This window comes from uncultured Martelella sp. (genome assembly GCF_963677965.2).
GTDB classification, from domain to species: domain Bacteria; phylum Pseudomonadota; class Alphaproteobacteria; order Rhizobiales; family Rhizobiaceae; genus Martelella; species Martelella mangrovi.
The window spans coordinates 966,008-981,263 of record NZ_CAXXFM010000001.1 but is presented as its reverse complement, the minus strand read 5'-3'; the positions used below and the strand labels follow the sequence as shown (position 1 = coordinate 981,263).

Sequence of the window (15,256 nt, the reverse complement as noted above, 5' to 3'; positions counted from 1 at the left end):
CGTCCCGTATTTCTTTCGTCATACCGGCCTTGAGCCGGTATCCAGGGCCGCTTGCTCTGCGCTTTCAGAAAGAGTCTTTGCGCGCAAGGACTTGCGCTTACTGGACCCCGGATCAAGTCCGGGGTGACGGCGGGGGATGGGCAAAGCTGTGATCGCTTACAGGGTTGTCAACAAAAAAAGGCGGACCGTAAGGCCCGCCTTTTTGATGTCCGCAATGGCGGAAAATCAGTCCTTGGCGCGTTCGACGTAGGAGCCGTCCTCGGTCAGGATCACGACGCGGGTACCGGCATTGATATGCGGGGGCACCATGGTTCGCACGCCGTTCGACAGCATGGCCGGCTTGTAGGATGAGGAGGCCGTCTGGCCTTTGACCACGGGTTCCGTCTCGGTAATTTCGAGCGTGACGTGGCGCGGCAGTTCCAGCGAGATGGCGATCCCCTCATGAATGGAGAGGATGACATTCATGCCTTCGGAAAGGTAGTTGGCGGCGTCACCGACGTCCTCGGCGCTCATCGTCAGCTGATCGTAGGATTCCGGGTTCATGAAGTGGAACCCTTCGCCGTCGCTGTAGAGGAAGGTATGGTCGGTATCCTCAACGAAGGCCCGCTCGACCTGCTCCGTTGTTTTCCACCGTTCCGAAACCTTGGTGCCATCGGCAATGCGGCGCATGTCGACCTGGGTGACGGGCGTGCCCTTGCCGGGGTGAAAATTCTGGGCGGTAAGAACGACATAGAGCTTGCCGTCGACATCGACGACATTGCCCTTGCGCAGCGATGAGGCAATGACCTTGACCATGAGACTTCCTTGCTTTGGCGGCCGGGACTATCTATAGACCGCGCATTCCCTTGAATTCGTGAGAGCGGGACTAACGTAAAATCGCCCCGAATTCCAGTGCCAAACGCCTGATTGGGCGCAAGCTGACGCAAAGGCGGAAAAATGCCGGACAAAAACGACCCCGCCGGAATATCGCAGTGGTGGCGCGCCGACCGGCATCAGGACCGCCGGCCGGCGCTGATGGCGCGCAACCGGATCATGACAGCGATGCGCAACTGGTTTGCCGGCGAGGACTTTGTCGAGGCCGACCTGCCGGCGCTGCAGGTCTCACCGGGAAACGAAACCCATCTGCACGGCTTTTCAACGGCAATGATCGGCAATGACGGCGACGCGCAGACCATGTATCTGCACACCTCGCCGGAATTTACCGCCAAGAAATTGCTGGCGGCCGGCGAAGAACGGCTGGTAAGCTTTTCCCATGTCTACCGCAATCGAGAGCGCGGGCCGCTGCATCATCCCGAATTCACCATGGTGGAGTGGTATCGTGCCCGGGAACCCTATCACCGGCTGTTTGCCGATTGTGCGGCGCTTCTGTCGCTTGCGGCCGAAGCGGTCGGGACGGACCGTTTTGCCCGAGGCGAAAGCACCTGCGATCCCTTCGCCGAAATCGAACGTCTGAGTGTTGCCGCGGCTTTCGAGCGTTATGCGGGAATTGACCTTCTTTCAACCATCGGGCCGGATGGTGAGACCGAACGTGACGGGCTGGCCGCGCAGATGAAAGGGCAGGGGCTGCAATACAGCGACGACGACACCTGGTCGGATCTGTTCTCGCGTGTGCTGGTGGAAAAAATCGAAGCCAATCTCGGCCATGGCCGGGCCACGTTTCTGGATTGCTATCCGGCCCCCGAGGCAGCTCTTGCCCGCAGAAGCGGGGCGGACCCGCGGACAGCCGAACGGTTTGAGCTTTATGTCTGTGGCGTTGAGCTTGCCAATGGCTTCGGCGAACTGACCGATGCCGCAGAGCAGCGGGTGCGTTTCGAGGCCGATATGGCGGAAAAACAGCGCATCTACGGCGAAACCTATCCGATTGACGAGGATTTCCTGAAAGCGCTTCAGCATATGCCGCCGGCAAGCGGCATCGCTCTGGGTTTTGACAGGCTGGTCATGCTGGCGACCGGCGCGCGCCGTATCGAGGATGTGCTCTGGGCGCCGGTTGCTGGCTGAAAGACCCCGTCAACGGCCATTGCAGGCGTTACGGGAAAGGTCGTTATTGGCAAGGATCGGCTGCAGGGTGCGCAGTTGCGCGCCGCCGCCTTTTCTGAGGTCCGGCTGAATGATCATCGGCGCATTCTTGGGCCACCAGTCGCCACTGGCCCAGTAGGCCCAGCCGATCCAGGCCTTCTGGTCGTTCTGGATGATGTCGGCCATCTGTTTCAGACCCCGGAGGCAGTTGAACTGGTCCGAGGTGCCGAACTCGCCGAGGAAGCCCTGATAGTCATTGGCATTCAGCCAGTCCGTAAAGCTCCTGACCGCGTCGACAGCGCCCTTGATATGGCTGCAGTCGTCGGCCTTTCCTGAATAGTCGGCATCGGCATACTGGTGCACTTCGAAGGCGAAATTGTCCTGCGGGTCGACAACGCCGGTCATGACGGACGCGTTCGAGGGGCCGTAAAAGTTCTGGTCCCAGCTGTGGGCGCCGGTCCAGGCGGTGCCCGGCACGAAAATCAGGTTTCCTGCGCCGATATTGCGGATTGCGGCAATCGCGGCATTGGCGGCGGTGAGCCATTCCGGGGCTTCGATGTCGTGCGGCTCGTTCATCAGCCCGAAGATGATATCGTCGTCATTGGCGAAGACCGCGGAAAGCCGCTTCCAGAAATCGGCAAAGGCATCGACCGGCACATCGGGGCTTCCGATGACCTTTCCGTGATACCGCGCATAGTTATGCGGGTCGAGAATGACGACCATATTATTGTCGCGGGCGTCTTCGACGGTTTCCTGTATGCGCGACAGTTCGGTCGAATCGAGAACCCCGTTCAGTGAGGGCTGAAGCCGTTCCCAGAGGAATGGCAGGCGGATCGCGTTGAACTTGTCGGAGGCAAGGGAATCGATGGTATCCTTCGACAGGTAGATATAGCCCTGCCCATAGGGCTGGCCCGGCTGGCCGAATTCCGCGCCGGCAACATTGATGCCGTGGAGCGTCATTTCACAGCCCTGCGCAGCTGCTGCCGTCGACGACAGCACCATGGAAAGGGACGCGGTTGCAAGCGCGGCAACATGAAACGGCCTCTTCAGTCTCGCAGACAATGACCGGTCCCGCGAATATCCCCTAGAACGACGCATATACTATGACTCCATTCCGCCGGCGGGTGGCTCGGCCCCATCATGACAGGTGATAATTATTGAAACTATAGCGCGGCGGAACCCTTTCAAGTCAAGTCAGACGTTTGACGATGTCATGGCATCGGTCGTTTACAGACAGACGCCGGAGCGCTTATGGCGGCAATGCGCATCTTTAGGTCGTGGATGTTACAGCGCCGCGACGCGCTGCATAGTCAGATGCGCTTCGAGCAGTTGAAAGCGCGTCCGCTAGCCTCTATGACCGGTCGGCTGCTTGAAAAGGGCAACCAGCGCTCAACGAACGGGAAAAGACCATGAAAGACTTCGTGCTTACGGTGACATGTCCTTCCACGCGCGGGATCGTTGCGGCGATTTCCAGCTATCTGGCGGAGCAAGGCTGTAATATCATCGACAGTTCCCAGTTCGATGACCTGGAGACTGGCCGCTTCTTCATTCGCATCAGCTTCATTCCCGAGACGGGGGCAAAGCTGGATGCGCTGCGTGAAGGTTTCGACGCGATCGCCGCGCCCTTCGACATGGACTACAAGTTCCATGACGGTTCCTACAGGCTGAAGACGGTGATCATGGTTTCCCGTTTCGGTCATTGCCTGAACGACCTGCTTTATCGCTGGCGTATCGGCGCGCTTCCGATCGATATCGTCGGCGTGGTCTCGAACCATCTCGATTACCAGAAGCTTGTCGTCAATCACGACATCCCATTCTATCATATCCCGGTGACGAAAGAGACGAAGCCTGCCGCCGAGGCGCGTCTTGCCGAACTGATCGACCAGACGGATGCGGAGCTGGTGGTGCTGGCGCGCTACATGCAGGTGCTTTCCGATGCGCTTTGCCGCAAGATGATGGGGCAGGTCATCAACATTCACCACTCCTTCCTGCCGAGTTTCAAGGGCGCCAACCCCTACAAGCAGGCCTATCAGCGCGGCGTCAAACTGATCGGGGCAACGGCCCATTATGTCACGCCGGACCTCGATGAAGGGCCGATCATCGAGCAGGAGACGGTGCGCATCACCCATTCGCAAAGCCCGGATGACTATGTCGCCCTCGGACGCGATGTGGAGGCGCTGGTTCTGGCCCGCGCCATTCATGCCCATATTCACCACCGCGTCTTCATCAATGGCAACCGTACGGTTGTCTTCCCGCCCTCTGCCGGGTCCTACGCTTCCGAACGCATGGGGTGATCCCGGATATTTTTTGCATCTGGTTACATCCACGGATTGTATTTTTGAGGGGCGGCCATATTTGTTGGCGGCCCCTCTTGTCTGTCGGAATTGTTTTTCTATCTAGTGTGTGGAGGACCCGCGCCCGCGGGGACGTGTGAACCGGCCGGAAAATTAAGTTTTCTTCATTGGGCGTGTTTTGACATGTTTTTGAAGAATTTCGTCGGTATACACAAAATGCAACCTGGGTATTGATTCGGGATTTCGTGTAAAACGGGTCCATAGCCATGGTGCCCAACCCTTGGCAATGTGGGAGACGTTCAATGTCTTTTGAGACGCTGAAAACAAAAGTCCTGACGGAAGCCGGCCGCATGTATTGCATGCTGCGTTGCTGTCGCGCGGGCGATATGGTCACCGCGACCACACACATGGGTTGAAACAAATTGGCCGGTCGTGTTTTCTGACCGGAGTTGGTTATCATGAAAAAGCAGATGGTTGAATTCGGCGGCCAGCCGGTGGGGATCGTTGTTCCCGAAAACGGACGGCTCAGATTTGTTGCCGTCAAGTTTCACGTTCATGCGCTTGATGGCGGCCTCTACAGCTCGATGGAGGAATTGCGCCGCGCAATCCGCGATCATATCGCGCAGTGGTCCGGAGACGGTCCCGATGAGCAGGTCGCGGCCGCGAGCTGATCCCTCCCGAGCCGTCTGCATTATTCTTCGCTATTGTGTGCGATGGTTCCCCGGCGTAGGCTTGATGTTGATAGCAGCCGTTTTTGGCCTTTCGCAGGCCGAGACCGCAACCCGGAGCGCAGCGGATGACGGCTGGAACAATAGCGGAACTGATGCGTTGAAGGGATCAGTAACCGTTTAAGCATTGGGAGATCCAACATGGCAGAAAGCAAAAGCACCGGCGGACAGGGTTCTGCAGGCAAAACGACCGAGGCCGATATTCAGGCCCAGATCGACCAGTTGCGCGATGATATCGCCGGGCTGACGAAACTGATCGGTTCTCTTGGTGGCGAGAAGGCTTCCGAAGCCCGTGAGCGAGCCGAGAAATTCCGCGATGACGCGACCAAGAGAGGCCAGGAGGCCTATGACCGGGCGCGCGAGGAAGCGATGTCGCTCGAAGAGGATTTCGAGGACCATATCCGCAGCCGTCCGCTGCAGTCCGTTCTGGTGGCTGCGGGCGTCGGTTTTCTTGCGGCGCTTCTGACGCGGCGTTAAGGCATGGATCGTTTCGTCTCACTGGTGGCGACCATGATGGCGGTCGATGGCCGCGTCATGGCGCGGTCTGCCAGGCGCAACTCCATCATTGTTGTCATTCTTCTGTTCCTGTTCATGTCGGCCTATGTGAGCGGGGTGATCGCGGTTGCGATCTGGCTGGCAGAAATTTTCGGTCCCCTTGGTGCGGCACTGACCATTGCAATCGCCTCCCTGACATTGGCGGTCTTCGTGCTTGCCTATGCCTTGCTGATGAACCGTGCCGAGCGTCGGCGCTATCGCGCGGCAAAATACGCGACCGAGGATATGTTGCAGGGGCTTGTCGGCGTCGTTCCGACGATGATGCGGGAAAAACCGATTTCCGGTCTGGCCGCTGTTGCCGGCCTCGCCTTCGTTCTGGCGCGGGCCTACCAGAAAAAGTAAAGCCGGCTTCCGGCCGGCTGCGGCCTTGACGCCCACTGCCGGAACGGGGCCGGCGTCAAGCCGGAACGAGACTGACGTGCCTTCTTTTCAGGCGCGGTTTCCGGGGAATTTTCATGACAATTTCATCCGCAGATTTACCCAAAAACCAGCTTGGTGTGACGGATCTCGCAATCACGCGCACCGGGTTCGGGGCCTGGGCAATTGGCGGCGGTGGCTGGGCGGCCGGCTGGGGCGTACAGGACGACCGCGATTCCATTGCCGCGATCCACAGGGCCGTCGATGCCGGCATCAACTGGATCGATACCGCTGCCGTTTATGGTCTCGGGCATTCCGAGGACGTGGTTGGCCGGGCAATTGCCGGTATGGCCCGGTCGGAGCGCCCCTTCATCTTTACCAAATGCGGCATGGTCTGGAACGACGACAAGCCGATGGAAACACCGCAAAGGATCGGCAATCCGGACAGCCTCAGGAAGCAGACCGAGGCGTCGCTCAAAAGGCTTGGTGTCGAAGCCATTGATCTGCTCCAGGTCCACTGGCCGTCGAACGATGTGCCGCTTGGCGAATACTGGGGGGCGATGTGCGACCTGAAAAAGGAAGGCAAGGTGCGCGCCATCGGCCTTTCCAATCACGGTCTTGAAGACCTTGAGGCAGCCGAGGCTATCGGCCATGTCGACACGTTGCAGCCGCCGTTTTCCGCAATCCGCCGTGATACAGCGGCCGAACTGTTGCCTTGGGCGCGAAAGAATAAAACCGGCGTCATCTGCTACAGTCCGATGCAGGCCGGACTTTTGACCGGGCGGTTTTCGAAAGAACGCGCCGCATCCCTTCCCGAAGACGACTGGCGCAGGCGGAACCCGAATTTTAACGGCGCGGCGCTCGAGGCCAATCTGGCCCTTGCCGAGGCGTTGAAACCGGTGGCGCAGCGTCACGGTGTCAGCCAGGCAGCCGTTGCCATTGCCTGGGTTCTGGCCTGGCCGGGGCTCACGGGCGCCATTGTCGGGGCGCGCAAGCCCGATCAGATCGACGGCTGGATTGCCGCATCAAAGCTGGAGCTTGATGACGATGACCTTGATGCTATCGCTTCGGCGATCGGCAAGACCGGCGCGGGAAGCGGGCCGGTCAGACCATAAAACCAAGAGTGAATAGAATATTTCGGAGACAGGACCATGAAAACCATCAACGGTATTCCCCAAATCGGTTTCGGCACCTGGCGCCGGCGTGGCGACGAGGCCTACCGGACGGTTCTTGCGGCCCTTGAGGCGGGCTATCGCCATATCGATACGGCGCAGGCCTATGACAACGAGGCCGAGGTGGGCCGAGCGCTTGCCGATTCTGGCCTGAAACCGGGCGATGTTTTCGTCACCACCAAGGTCTGGATCGATAATTACGATGAGAGCGCCTTCCGCAAAAGCGTGGAAGAAAGCCTCGACAAGCTCCGCCGCGACAAGGTCGACCTTCTTTTGCTGCACTGGCCGGGGCGCGCCGGAGGTCCGGCGTTCGATGATTATATCGGTCGGCTGGCAGAGGTCCATGATGCGGGCCTTGCAGCGCAGATCGGCGTTTCGAATTTTACCCGCGCGCTGATGGACAAGGCCGCCGGTCTTCTCGGTGACCGCAAGATTGCCGCCAATCAGGTGGAGTGCCATGTTTTCCACCAGAACCGGCTGGTTGCAGACTACTGCGACAAAAACGGCATCGCCTTCACCGCCTATTCGCCGCTTGCCCAGGGCAAGATTGCCGGAGATCCGGTGCTGAAGGCGATCGGCGAAGCTCACGGCGTGTCCGAAGGCGAGATTGCGCTGGCCTTCCTCATGGCTGAAGGCCATGTGGTGATCCCGACCTCGAGCAAGCCGGAGCGGGTCAAATCCAATCTTGCCGCCGCCGACATCGTGCTCAGCGATGACGAGATCGGCCGTATCAGGAACCTCGACAGGGGCGAACGCCTGATCAACCCGGAATGGGCGCCGGACTGGGACTGAGGGTCGCTCGGCTTGGCAGCACTCGCTGTGACGTGCTGCCAAGTCTTTGAAAAATATATCAAAAAGCAAATTTTCGGATTGAAGCGGTCGCGAAAATACGTCAGCCTCTGAAATTGTCAACGACAATGAGGTGGAACATGCGATTTGCGTCCGAATTCGAAATGCAGCTTGCCGGCTATGGGCTGACGACGGCCCATATCCTTTATCGTCTCCCTGATTTTGGCAATCTGCTCCAGACCTATCTCTGGCAGGACTACGACCTCGCACCCGATTTTCCGCAAATGCACAAATTCCTGGATTTCTGGAAGCAGAATCTCGACGGGCCGCTGCATTCGGTGCGGTATGCCCACAAGCGGTTGATCGGCCCCAATGAATGGCGCCAGGTCTCCGGCGAAATCACCATACACTGACCGGTCAGGCTCCGCCGATCCGTTCGATGACAAGCGGGCGCTCCTGCGGATGCTCGGCGGTGATCGTGAATGCGTTGCGCAGCGCATGGGTTGCGGCCGCGCAGTCATCCTCGTTTGCGGCATGGACGAAACCGAGCGGTTCGCCCGCCTCGATCGCGGTACCCAGCGGCTGCAGCCCGGAATAACCGACACGGTGGTCGATCCGCGCGCCCGGCTTTTTTCGTCCGCCACCAAGCGTGACGACGCTCATGCCGATGGCCCGGGCATCGGCTTTCGCCAGATAGCCGGAGACCGGCGCGGCGACAGGCCGGATGATCGGGGCCTGCGGCAGGCGGGTATCGGCGTTCTCGATGAAATCGGCGGCGCCTCCGAGTGCGGAAATCATCCGGGCGAAGGTTTCCAGTGCGCGTCCGCTTGCAAGGGCATCGGCAGCGGCCGCTTCCGCCGAAGGCCGGTTGCTGGCAAGTCCCGCGCCGAAAATCATCTCGGCGGCAAGTGCCAGCACGATCCCTTCAAGTCGTGTTCCCGTCTTCTCGCCCTTGAGAAAAGCAAGCGCGTTTGCCACTTCCACGGCATTGCCGACAGCATCGGCCAGCGGCTCGTTCATATCCGTCACCAGAGCCGACGTCGGCAGACCTGCTCCATTGGCAACCTTGACCAGAAGCCGTGCGAGCTCCATTGCACCGTCGGCGTCCTGCATGAACGCGCCGCCGCCGAACTTGACGTCGAGCACAAGTGTCTGAAGCCCGGCCGCGAGCTTTTTCGACAGGATCGAGGAGACGATCAGCGGCATGGATTCCACCGTTGCCGTCACATCGCGGATCGCATAGAGCCGCTTGTCGGCGGGCGCCAGCGTTGCCGTCTGGCCGACAATGGCGCAGCCGGTTTGTGCGATTGTGCGGCGAAGGCGGGCCTCGTCCGGGCTGACATCATAGCCGGGGATCGATTCCAGCTTGTCGAGCGTGCCGCCGGTGGCGCCGAGCCCGCGGCCGGAAATCATCGGCACGGCAAGCCCGCAAGCCGCGGCAATCGGCGCCAGCATCAGCGAGACATTGTCGCCGATGCCGCCGGTCGAATGTTTGTCGGCGATGGGCCTGTCGATGCCCGGCCAGGTGAGAACCGTGCCGCTGTCGCGCATGGCAAGGGTCAGCGCCACGGTTTCCGCCTCATCCATGCCGCGAAAATAAACGGCCATGGCAAAGGCGGCGGCCTGGGCTTCGGAGAGCGTTTCGTCGGAAAGCGCGCGGACGAAATCCGCAATTTCTGCGGCGGTTAGTGAAAAGCCGTCGCGTTTCTTGCGGATCGTCTCCTGTGCCAGCATGAGCGGCCCTAATAGTCGCTGCCGGAAACGGTCGACTGCTTGCCCGCGAGCACGCCCTGAATATCGTCGAGAAGCCCGGAAGCCCCGAAGCGGAAGGTGGTCGGCATGACCCAGCCTTCACCCATCACCGTTTCGGCAAGGCTCAGGTAAAGCTGGGCATCGCGCACCGAGGAAATCCCGCCTGCCGGTTTGAACCCAACCCGGCGGTCTGCCTCGCGGATAACGCCGAGCATGATGTCGGCGGCCTCGAGCGTGGCGTTGACCCTGACTTTGCCGGTCGAGGTTTTGATGAAGTCGGCGCCTTCGGCAATGGCGATCGTCGCAGCCTTGCGGATCAGCGCGGCATCGGCCAGTTCGCCGGTTTCCAGTATGACCTTAAGGGTCACCGGCTCGCGGCACAGGAAGCGGATGGCATGGACCATCTCGCTCACCGCCCAGTCATTGCCGGCTTTCAGCTTGTTGTAGGGAATGACGAGGTCGATTTCGTCAGCCCCGTCGCGGATTGCCTGTTCCGTTTCTTCTTCCACGGCACTGATCGACATGTCGCCCGACGGGAAGTTGACCACGGTCGCGATCTTGATCATGTGGTCGGCGCCGAGCATCTGCCGGGCAAGGCTGACAAAGCGCGGCCAGATGCAGATCGCCGCCGGCGTGCCGTAGGGCGTATAGGCGCGCGCGATCAGCGCCTCGATGTCCTTGTCGGTGCAGTCATCGGAAAGGTTCGTCAGGTCGAGGAGCGAAAGCGAAACCGAAGCGGCCTGCTGCTCTGTGTGATGTTTCATGGCCTACCCCCCGCCAATCATGCGTTTGACAATGGCAGCCAGCTTGCGGCCGCCGATCGGCGCCATTTCCTTGGTTTCCTCATGGCCGAGTTCACCCTGGCTCATGCCGGCGCCGAAGTTGGTGATGACGGAAGCCGCGACGACTTTCAGACCCAGAAAGCGCGCCAGAATGACCTCGGGAACCGTGGACATGCCGACAGCGTCGGCACCCAGTATCCGGGCCATGCGGATTTCCGCCGGAGTTTCGAAACTCGGACCTGAAAACCACATATAGACGCCTTCGGCAAGGTCAATATCCAAATCTCGGGACGCTTCACGCATCGCATCAGCCAGACCGGCATCATAGGCTTGGCTCATTCCGGTGAAGCGGCGGTCGGATTTTTCCCCGATCAGCGGGTTCATGCCGGAATAGTTGATGTGGTCAGTGATCAGCATCACCGCGCCCGGCGGCATGTCCTGTCTCAGCGATCCGGCGGCATTGGTCAGCAGCAGTTCCTCGATGCCGAGAGCGGCAAGCGTTTCGAGCGGCACGCGCATGGCCGCCGCATCGCCCTGCTCATAGTAATGCACCCGGCCGGAAAGCATGATCACCGGCTTTTCGGCAAGCTTGCCGATGACGACGGAGCCCTCGTGGCCGCTGACGCCGCCGACCGGAAAGCCCGGCAGTTCGGAAAAGGCAAAATACTGTTTGTCGGAAAGGGCGTCGGTGACGCCGCCGAGGCCCGAGCCGAGCACCAGAGCGGTGCGGGGGCGAAGGTCGCCAAGCGCTTCGCGCAGAAGGAGAGCAGCGTCGCTCATCCGATTTCACCGGTGGCAAAGGCATGCGGCAGCAATTCCGCAATCGTCACCGTTTCACGCACGCCGCCGTCGTCGCAGAGATAGACCTTCGTGTCCGGATCGGAGAATTCGGCCAGTTTCTGCCGGCAGCCGCCGCAGGGCGGGCACAGTGCCAGCCGGGGTGCATAGACGGCCGCAGCCCTGATCTTCAGCGCGCCGCCCATCACCATATGGCCGATGGCAACGCCTTCGGCGCAGATGCCCTCGGGAAAGGCGAGGTTTTCGACATTGGCGCCGGTAAAGACCTGGCCGTCTTCGGTCAGAAGGGCCGCGCCCACCGGAAACTTCGAATAGGGCGCATAGGCCTTCTCACTGGCCGCGCGGGCCCTGTCGAAAAGGTCGTCGGCGGTTGCCATTTCTCTACCGCTCCTTGGTATAGGGAATGCCACCGGCTTTCGGCGGGCGGGCCGTGCCGATGAAACCGGCCAGCAGCACACAGGTGAGAATATAGGGCAGCGCCTGGTAGAACTGCACCGGCACCTCGCCGACCAATGGCATCGACTTGCCCTGCATGAAGTTCGAAAACGCTTCAAGGAAGCCGAACAGAAGGCAGGCGAACATCACCGGTATCGGCTTCCATTTCGCGAAAATGAGGGCGGCAAGCGCGATATAGCCCTTGCCCGCCGACATGTTGTTGATGAAGGAGGCCGACTGGGCGATCGCCAGATAGGTGCCGGAAAAGCCGCAGAGGAAACCGGCGATGATGATGGCGCGGTAGCGCAGCCAGATCACCGAGATGCCGGCTGTATCGACCGCGCCCGGGTTTTCGCCGACAGCACGCAGTCTCAGGCCGAAGCGGGTCTTGTAGACCACCCACCAGACGATCGGCACGGTGATGAAGGCGAGGTAGACGAGGATGTTCTGGCCCGAGATCACATCGGCGTAGAGCTTGCCGAAAAAGCCCATCTCGCTTGCCGCCTCGGCGCCCGGAAACTCGATGCCGGTAAAGCGGGCTGTGTTTTCAAGCTGCGGCGTGCGCCCGCCCTGACGGAACCAGGCATTGCCGAGCACCACGGTCAGACCGGCGGCGACGAAATTCAGCGCCACGCCCGAAACGATCTGGTTGCCGCGCGCGGTAATCGAGGCGTAGCCATGGATCAGACTGAAGGCGATGGAAACGAGGATGCCGCCCAGAAGCCCGAGCCACGGAGAACCGGTGTAATAGGCAACCACCGCCGAAGCGAAGGCCGATGCCAGCATCTTGCCCTCAAGCCCGATGTCGAAAATGCCGGAGCGCTCCGAAAACAGGCCAGCGAGAGCCGTGAAAATGAGCGGGATCGAGAGGCGAATGGTCGAGCCAAGCATGCCGACAATGATATCAACCGTATACATGGCTCAGGCCTCCACCAACATCTGTTGTCTGGAAAACATCCGGACAAGGGCCGGGCGATAGAGGAACTCAAGCGCACCGGCAAACAGGATGACGAGGCCCTGGATCATCACGATCATGTCGCGGGTGATCTGCGGCATCATGAAGGAAAGCTGCGCGCCGCCCTGATAGAGAATGCCGAACAGGATTGCAGCCAGCAGAATGCCGAGCGGGTGATTGCGTCCCATCAGTGAAACGGCGATGCCGACAAAGCCGGCGCCGCCGACGAATTCCACCTGCAGCCGGTCGGCGGACCCCATCACCACATTGAGCGCCATCATGCCGGCAAGGCCGCCCGACAGCAGCATGGTGATGATCACCGTGCGGGCATAGGGGATGCCGGCATAGGTGGCAGCCGCCTTGTTCATGCCAAGCGCGCGCACCGCATAGCCGAACTTTGTGCGCCAGATCAGGAACCAGGTGGCAACGCACATGACGAGCCCGATGATGAAGGAGACGTTGAGCGGTGCAGGGCCGAGCCTGGAGCCGAACATCGACATCAGCCAGTTCAGGTTCGGCAACTGGCCGCCGGGGGCAAAACCACGGGTTTCCGGCGACATCGCGCCGGCGGGTTTGAGAACATGGACCAGAAGATAGACCATCAGCGCCGCGCCGATGAAATTGAACATGATCGTGGTGATGACGATATGGCTGCCGCGCTTGGCCTGCAGCCAGGCCGGAATGAAAGCCCAGGCCGCGCCGAAAATGCCAGCCCCCAGAATGGCAAATGGCATGGTGACATACCACGGCACATACTGGTCGAGCGCCAGCGCCACCAGCGCACATCCAAGGCCGCCGACATAAGCCTGGCCCTCCGAACCGATATTGAACAGACCGGCGTGATAGGCCATCATCACCGAAAGTCCGGTGAAAATGAAATTGGTGGCATAGTAAAGGGTGAAACCGATGCCCATGCCGTTGCCGAGTGCGCCGTTCAGAAGAACACTCAGGGCTTCGAAGGGGTCCTGTCCGATCATCCAGATCACCAGGCCCGAAATGATCAGGGCGGTGAGAAGGTTCAAAAGCGGCATCAGGAGGAAAGTAACCCAGCCGGGCAGGGGCGTGTTGGCGGCGCTCATATCAACCTCAAGACGCTATGCCGGCCATCATCAGGCCGAGTTGCTGTTCGTCCGCATCAGGCTTTGCCTCGCCGACATTCTCGCCGGCGAACATCACCAGGATACGGTCGGCAAGAGCGCGGATCTCGTCGAGTTCAACGGAGACCAGTAGCACGGCCTTGCCGCTGTCGCGCATGTCGATGATGCGCCGGTGGATGAATTCGATCGCGCCGATATCGACACCACGTGTCGGCTGGCCGACAAGCAGAATATCCGGATCGCGCTCGATTTCGCGCGCCACAACGATCTTCTGCTGGTTGCCGCCGGAGAAATTCGCCGTCTTCAACATCGGGTTCGGCGGACGGATATCGTATTTTTCGATCTTGTCGCGCGCGTCATCGAGAATGGCCTGGCGGTTGAGGATGCCGCCCCGGCCATATTTTTCCAGCTGTTGATAGCCGAGAATACTGTTTTCCCGTTCCTCGAACGGCAGGACGAGGCCCATATGGTGCCGGTCTTCCGGGATATGAGCGACGCCGATCTTGCGATAGGTGGCGGGATTGGCGTTGACGATCTTCTTGCCGTGCACGTAGATCTCGCCCGAATGCGGCTTGCGGATGCCGGAAAGCGCTTCCAGCAGCTCCGACTGGCCGTTTCCGGCGACACCGGCAATGCCGACGATCTCGCCGGCGCGGACATCGAAGGAAACATTCTTGACCATCGGCACGCCGCGATTGTCGAGAACGGTCAGGTTGCGCACCGAAAGGGCGACATCACCGGGATTTGCCTCGCCCTTTTCCACACGCAGCAGCACGTGGCGGCCGACCATCAGCTCGGCCAGCTCTTCCACCGACGTTTCCGCGGTCTTGCGGGTGGCAACCATCTCGCCGCGGCGCATGACGGAAACCTCATCGGTGACCGCCATGATCTCGCGCAGCTTGTGGGTGATGAGAATGATGGTGTGGCCCTGATCGCGCAGCATGCCGAGAATGCGAAACAGGTGATCGGCCTCCGCCGGGGTCAAAACGCCGGTCGGCTCGTCCAGGATCAGGATTTCCGCGCCACGGAACATCGCCTTGAGGATTTCGACACGTTGCTGCAGGCCCACCGGCAATTGCTCGATAATGGCGTCGGGATCGACCTCCAGCCCGTACTCGCTCTCAAGCCGTTTCAGCTCCTTGCGGGCCTTGCTCACGCCCTGCCTGAGAAGCGCGCCCCCTTCGGCACCCAACATGACATTTTCAAGAACGGTAAAGTCCTCCACCAGCATGAAATGCTGATGGACCATGCCGATGCCGGCGGCAATGGCGTCGTCGCTGTCAGTGATCTCGAGCTGTTTGCCATTGACGCGAATTTCGCCGCGATCGGCCTGATAGAAGCCGTAGAGGATCGACATCAGGGTCGATTTCCCGGCCCCGTTTTCGCCGATAATACCGTGAATGGAGCCCTTCTCGACCTTCAGATTGATATTCTTGTTGGCGTGGACGGGCCCGAAACTCTTGTCGATGCCGATGAGTTCGATTGCGGGCGGTGTGCTCAAGAGCCTAAAACCTCCGAAACGGGGA

General features: G+C 60.3%; 17 protein-coding genes. 8 read left to right on the top strand and 9 right to left on the bottom strand.

Features of this window, described 5'->3' with window-relative positions; translation table 11 throughout:
- Positions 1 to 225: 225 nt before the first annotated feature.
- Positions 226 to 795: an elongation factor P gene (efp, locus tag ACHZCU_RS04770; RefSeq protein WP_106302970.1), complete on the bottom strand. Its 570-nt coding sequence runs from the start codon at positions 793 to 795 to the stop codon at positions 226 to 228.
- Positions 796 to 936: 141 nt separating this feature from the next.
- Between efp and epmA the strand changes: the two genes are divergently transcribed.
- A complete protein-coding gene (gene epmA / locus ACHZCU_RS04765) occupies positions 937 to 1,998 on the top strand; it encodes an EF-P lysine aminoacylase EpmA (protein WP_319517868.1) in 1,062 nt (353 codons plus the stop codon).
- Positions 1,999 to 2,007: 9 nt separating this feature from the next.
- Here the strand turns inward: epmA and ACHZCU_RS04760 are convergent, their stop codons facing one another.
- Complete coding sequence (locus ACHZCU_RS04760) at positions 2,008 to 3,078, bottom strand: glycoside hydrolase family 5 protein (protein ID WP_319517867.1); 1,071 nt, start codon at positions 3,076 to 3,078, stop codon at positions 2,008 to 2,010.
- Between the two features lie 347 nt (positions 3,079 to 3,425).
- Here ACHZCU_RS04760 and purU point away from each other — a divergent pair, with 347 nt between their 5' ends.
- From purU to ACHZCU_RS04725, 7 genes are all read left to right on the top strand, one after another.
- On the top strand, positions 3,426 to 4,310 hold the full coding sequence (purU, locus tag ACHZCU_RS04755; protein WP_319517866.1) for a formyltetrahydrofolate deformylase: 885 nt from the start codon (positions 3,426 to 3,428) through the stop codon (positions 4,308 to 4,310).
- A gap of 458 nt (positions 4,311 to 4,768) precedes the next feature.
- Entirely contained in the window at positions 4,769 to 4,981 is a 213-nt protein-coding gene (locus ACHZCU_RS04750) for a hypothetical protein (RefSeq protein ID WP_319517865.1), read from the top strand.
- A 198-nt stretch (positions 4,982 to 5,179) separates the two neighbouring features.
- Positions 5,180 to 5,515, top strand: coding sequence for a DUF883 family protein (locus ACHZCU_RS04745; RefSeq protein ID WP_319517864.1), 336 nt, complete (start codon positions 5,180 to 5,182; stop codon positions 5,513 to 5,515).
- A 3-nt stretch (positions 5,516 to 5,518) separates the two neighbouring features.
- Positions 5,519 to 5,935, top strand: a complete 417-nt coding sequence (locus ACHZCU_RS04740) for a hypothetical protein (RefSeq protein WP_319517863.1) — start codon at positions 5,519 to 5,521, stop codon at positions 5,933 to 5,935.
- 113 nt (positions 5,936 to 6,048) lie between these two features.
- Positions 6,049 to 7,065, top strand: coding sequence for an aldo/keto reductase (locus ACHZCU_RS04735; protein WP_319517862.1), 1,017 nt, complete (start codon positions 6,049 to 6,051; stop codon positions 7,063 to 7,065).
- Positions 7,066 to 7,101: 36 nt separating this feature from the next.
- Positions 7,102 to 7,914, top strand: coding sequence for an aldo/keto reductase (locus tag ACHZCU_RS04730; RefSeq protein ID WP_319517861.1), 813 nt, complete (start codon positions 7,102 to 7,104; stop codon positions 7,912 to 7,914).
- A 137-nt stretch (positions 7,915 to 8,051) separates the two neighbouring features.
- Positions 8,052 to 8,324, top strand: a complete 273-nt coding sequence (locus tag ACHZCU_RS04725) for an usg protein (protein ID WP_319517860.1) — start codon at positions 8,052 to 8,054, stop codon at positions 8,322 to 8,324.
- Between the two features lie 4 nt (positions 8,325 to 8,328).
- On the opposite strand, the gene deoA is transcribed toward ACHZCU_RS04725, so the two are convergent.
- From deoA to ACHZCU_RS04690, 7 genes are read right to left on the bottom strand one after another with little or no spacing between them, the layout of a single operon-like run.
- Positions 8,329 to 9,645: a thymidine phosphorylase gene (gene deoA / locus ACHZCU_RS04720; protein ID WP_319517859.1), complete on the bottom strand. Its 1,317-nt coding sequence runs from the start codon at positions 9,643 to 9,645 to the stop codon at positions 8,329 to 8,331.
- An 8-nt stretch (positions 9,646 to 9,653) separates the two neighbouring features.
- Positions 9,654 to 10,427, bottom strand: coding sequence for a deoxyribose-phosphate aldolase (deoC, locus tag ACHZCU_RS04715; RefSeq protein ID WP_319517858.1), 774 nt, complete (start codon positions 10,425 to 10,427; stop codon positions 9,654 to 9,656).
- A 3-nt stretch (positions 10,428 to 10,430) separates the two neighbouring features.
- The gene (locus ACHZCU_RS04710; RefSeq protein WP_319517857.1) at positions 10,431 to 11,225 is read right to left on the bottom strand and encodes a purine-nucleoside phosphorylase; all 795 of its coding nucleotides are present in this window, start codon (positions 11,223 to 11,225) and stop codon (positions 10,431 to 10,433) included.
- Complete coding sequence (gene cdd, locus ACHZCU_RS04705; protein WP_106302934.1) at positions 11,222 to 11,620, bottom strand: cytidine deaminase; 399 nt, start codon at positions 11,618 to 11,620, stop codon at positions 11,222 to 11,224. The genes ACHZCU_RS04710 and cdd overlap by 4 nt, the downstream gene beginning before the upstream one ends.
- Positions 11,621 to 11,624: 4 nt before the next feature.
- Positions 11,625 to 12,596, bottom strand: coding sequence for an ABC transporter permease (locus ACHZCU_RS04700; protein ID WP_319517856.1), 972 nt, complete (start codon positions 12,594 to 12,596; stop codon positions 11,625 to 11,627).
- Between the two features lie 3 nt (positions 12,597 to 12,599).
- The gene (locus ACHZCU_RS04695; protein ID WP_319517855.1) at positions 12,600 to 13,712 is read right to left on the bottom strand and encodes an ABC transporter permease; all 1,113 of its coding nucleotides are present in this window, start codon (positions 13,710 to 13,712) and stop codon (positions 12,600 to 12,602) included.
- Between the two features lie 7 nt (positions 13,713 to 13,719).
- Complete coding sequence (locus ACHZCU_RS04690; protein WP_319517854.1) at positions 13,720 to 15,231, bottom strand: ABC transporter ATP-binding protein; 1,512 nt, start codon at positions 15,229 to 15,231, stop codon at positions 13,720 to 13,722.
- Positions 15,232 to 15,256 lie beyond the last annotated feature (25 nt).

What these genes read in the sequence shown, in the direction of transcription:
- efp (WP_106302970.1), bottom strand. Translation starts at nt 795, where the DNA reads ATGGTCAAGGTCATTGCCTCATCGCTGCGCAAGGGCAATGTCGTCGAT.
- ACHZCU_RS04710 (WP_319517857.1), bottom strand. Translation starts at nt 11,225, where the DNA reads ATGAGCGACGCTGCTCTCCTTCTGCGCGAAGCGCTTGGCGACCTTCGC.
- deoC (WP_319517858.1), bottom strand. Translation starts at nt 10,427, where the DNA reads ATGAAACATCACACAGAGCAGCAGGCCGCTTCGGTTTCGCTTTCGCTC.
- ACHZCU_RS04730 (WP_319517861.1), top strand. Translation starts at nt 7,102, where the DNA reads ATGAAAACCATCAACGGTATTCCCCAAATCGGTTTCGGCACCTGGCGC.
- cdd (WP_106302934.1), bottom strand. Translation starts at nt 11,620, where the DNA reads ATGGCAACCGCCGACGACCTTTTCGACAGGGCCCGCGCGGCCAGTGAG.
- ACHZCU_RS04740 (WP_319517863.1), top strand. Translation starts at nt 5,519, where the DNA reads ATGGATCGTTTCGTCTCACTGGTGGCGACCATGATGGCGGTCGATGGC.
- ACHZCU_RS04700 (WP_319517856.1), bottom strand. Translation starts at nt 12,596, where the DNA reads ATGTATACGGTTGATATCATTGTCGGCATGCTTGGCTCGACCATTCGC.
- ACHZCU_RS04745 (WP_319517864.1), top strand. Translation starts at nt 5,180, where the DNA reads ATGGCAGAAAGCAAAAGCACCGGCGGACAGGGTTCTGCAGGCAAAACG.
- purU (WP_319517866.1), top strand. Translation starts at nt 3,426, where the DNA reads ATGAAAGACTTCGTGCTTACGGTGACATGTCCTTCCACGCGCGGGATC.
- deoA (WP_319517859.1), bottom strand. Translation starts at nt 9,645, where the DNA reads ATGCTGGCACAGGAGACGATCCGCAAGAAACGCGACGGCTTTTCACTA.
- ACHZCU_RS04695 (WP_319517855.1), bottom strand. Translation starts at nt 13,712, where the DNA reads ATGAGCGCCGCCAACACGCCCCTGCCCGGCTGGGTTACTTTCCTCCTG.
- ACHZCU_RS04735 (WP_319517862.1), top strand. Translation starts at nt 6,049, where the DNA reads ATGACAATTTCATCCGCAGATTTACCCAAAAACCAGCTTGGTGTGACG.
- epmA (WP_319517868.1), top strand. Translation starts at nt 937, where the DNA reads ATGCCGGACAAAAACGACCCCGCCGGAATATCGCAGTGGTGGCGCGCC.
- ACHZCU_RS04725 (WP_319517860.1), top strand. Translation starts at nt 8,052, where the DNA reads ATGCGATTTGCGTCCGAATTCGAAATGCAGCTTGCCGGCTATGGGCTG.
- ACHZCU_RS04750 (WP_319517865.1), top strand. Translation starts at nt 4,769, where the DNA reads ATGAAAAAGCAGATGGTTGAATTCGGCGGCCAGCCGGTGGGGATCGTT.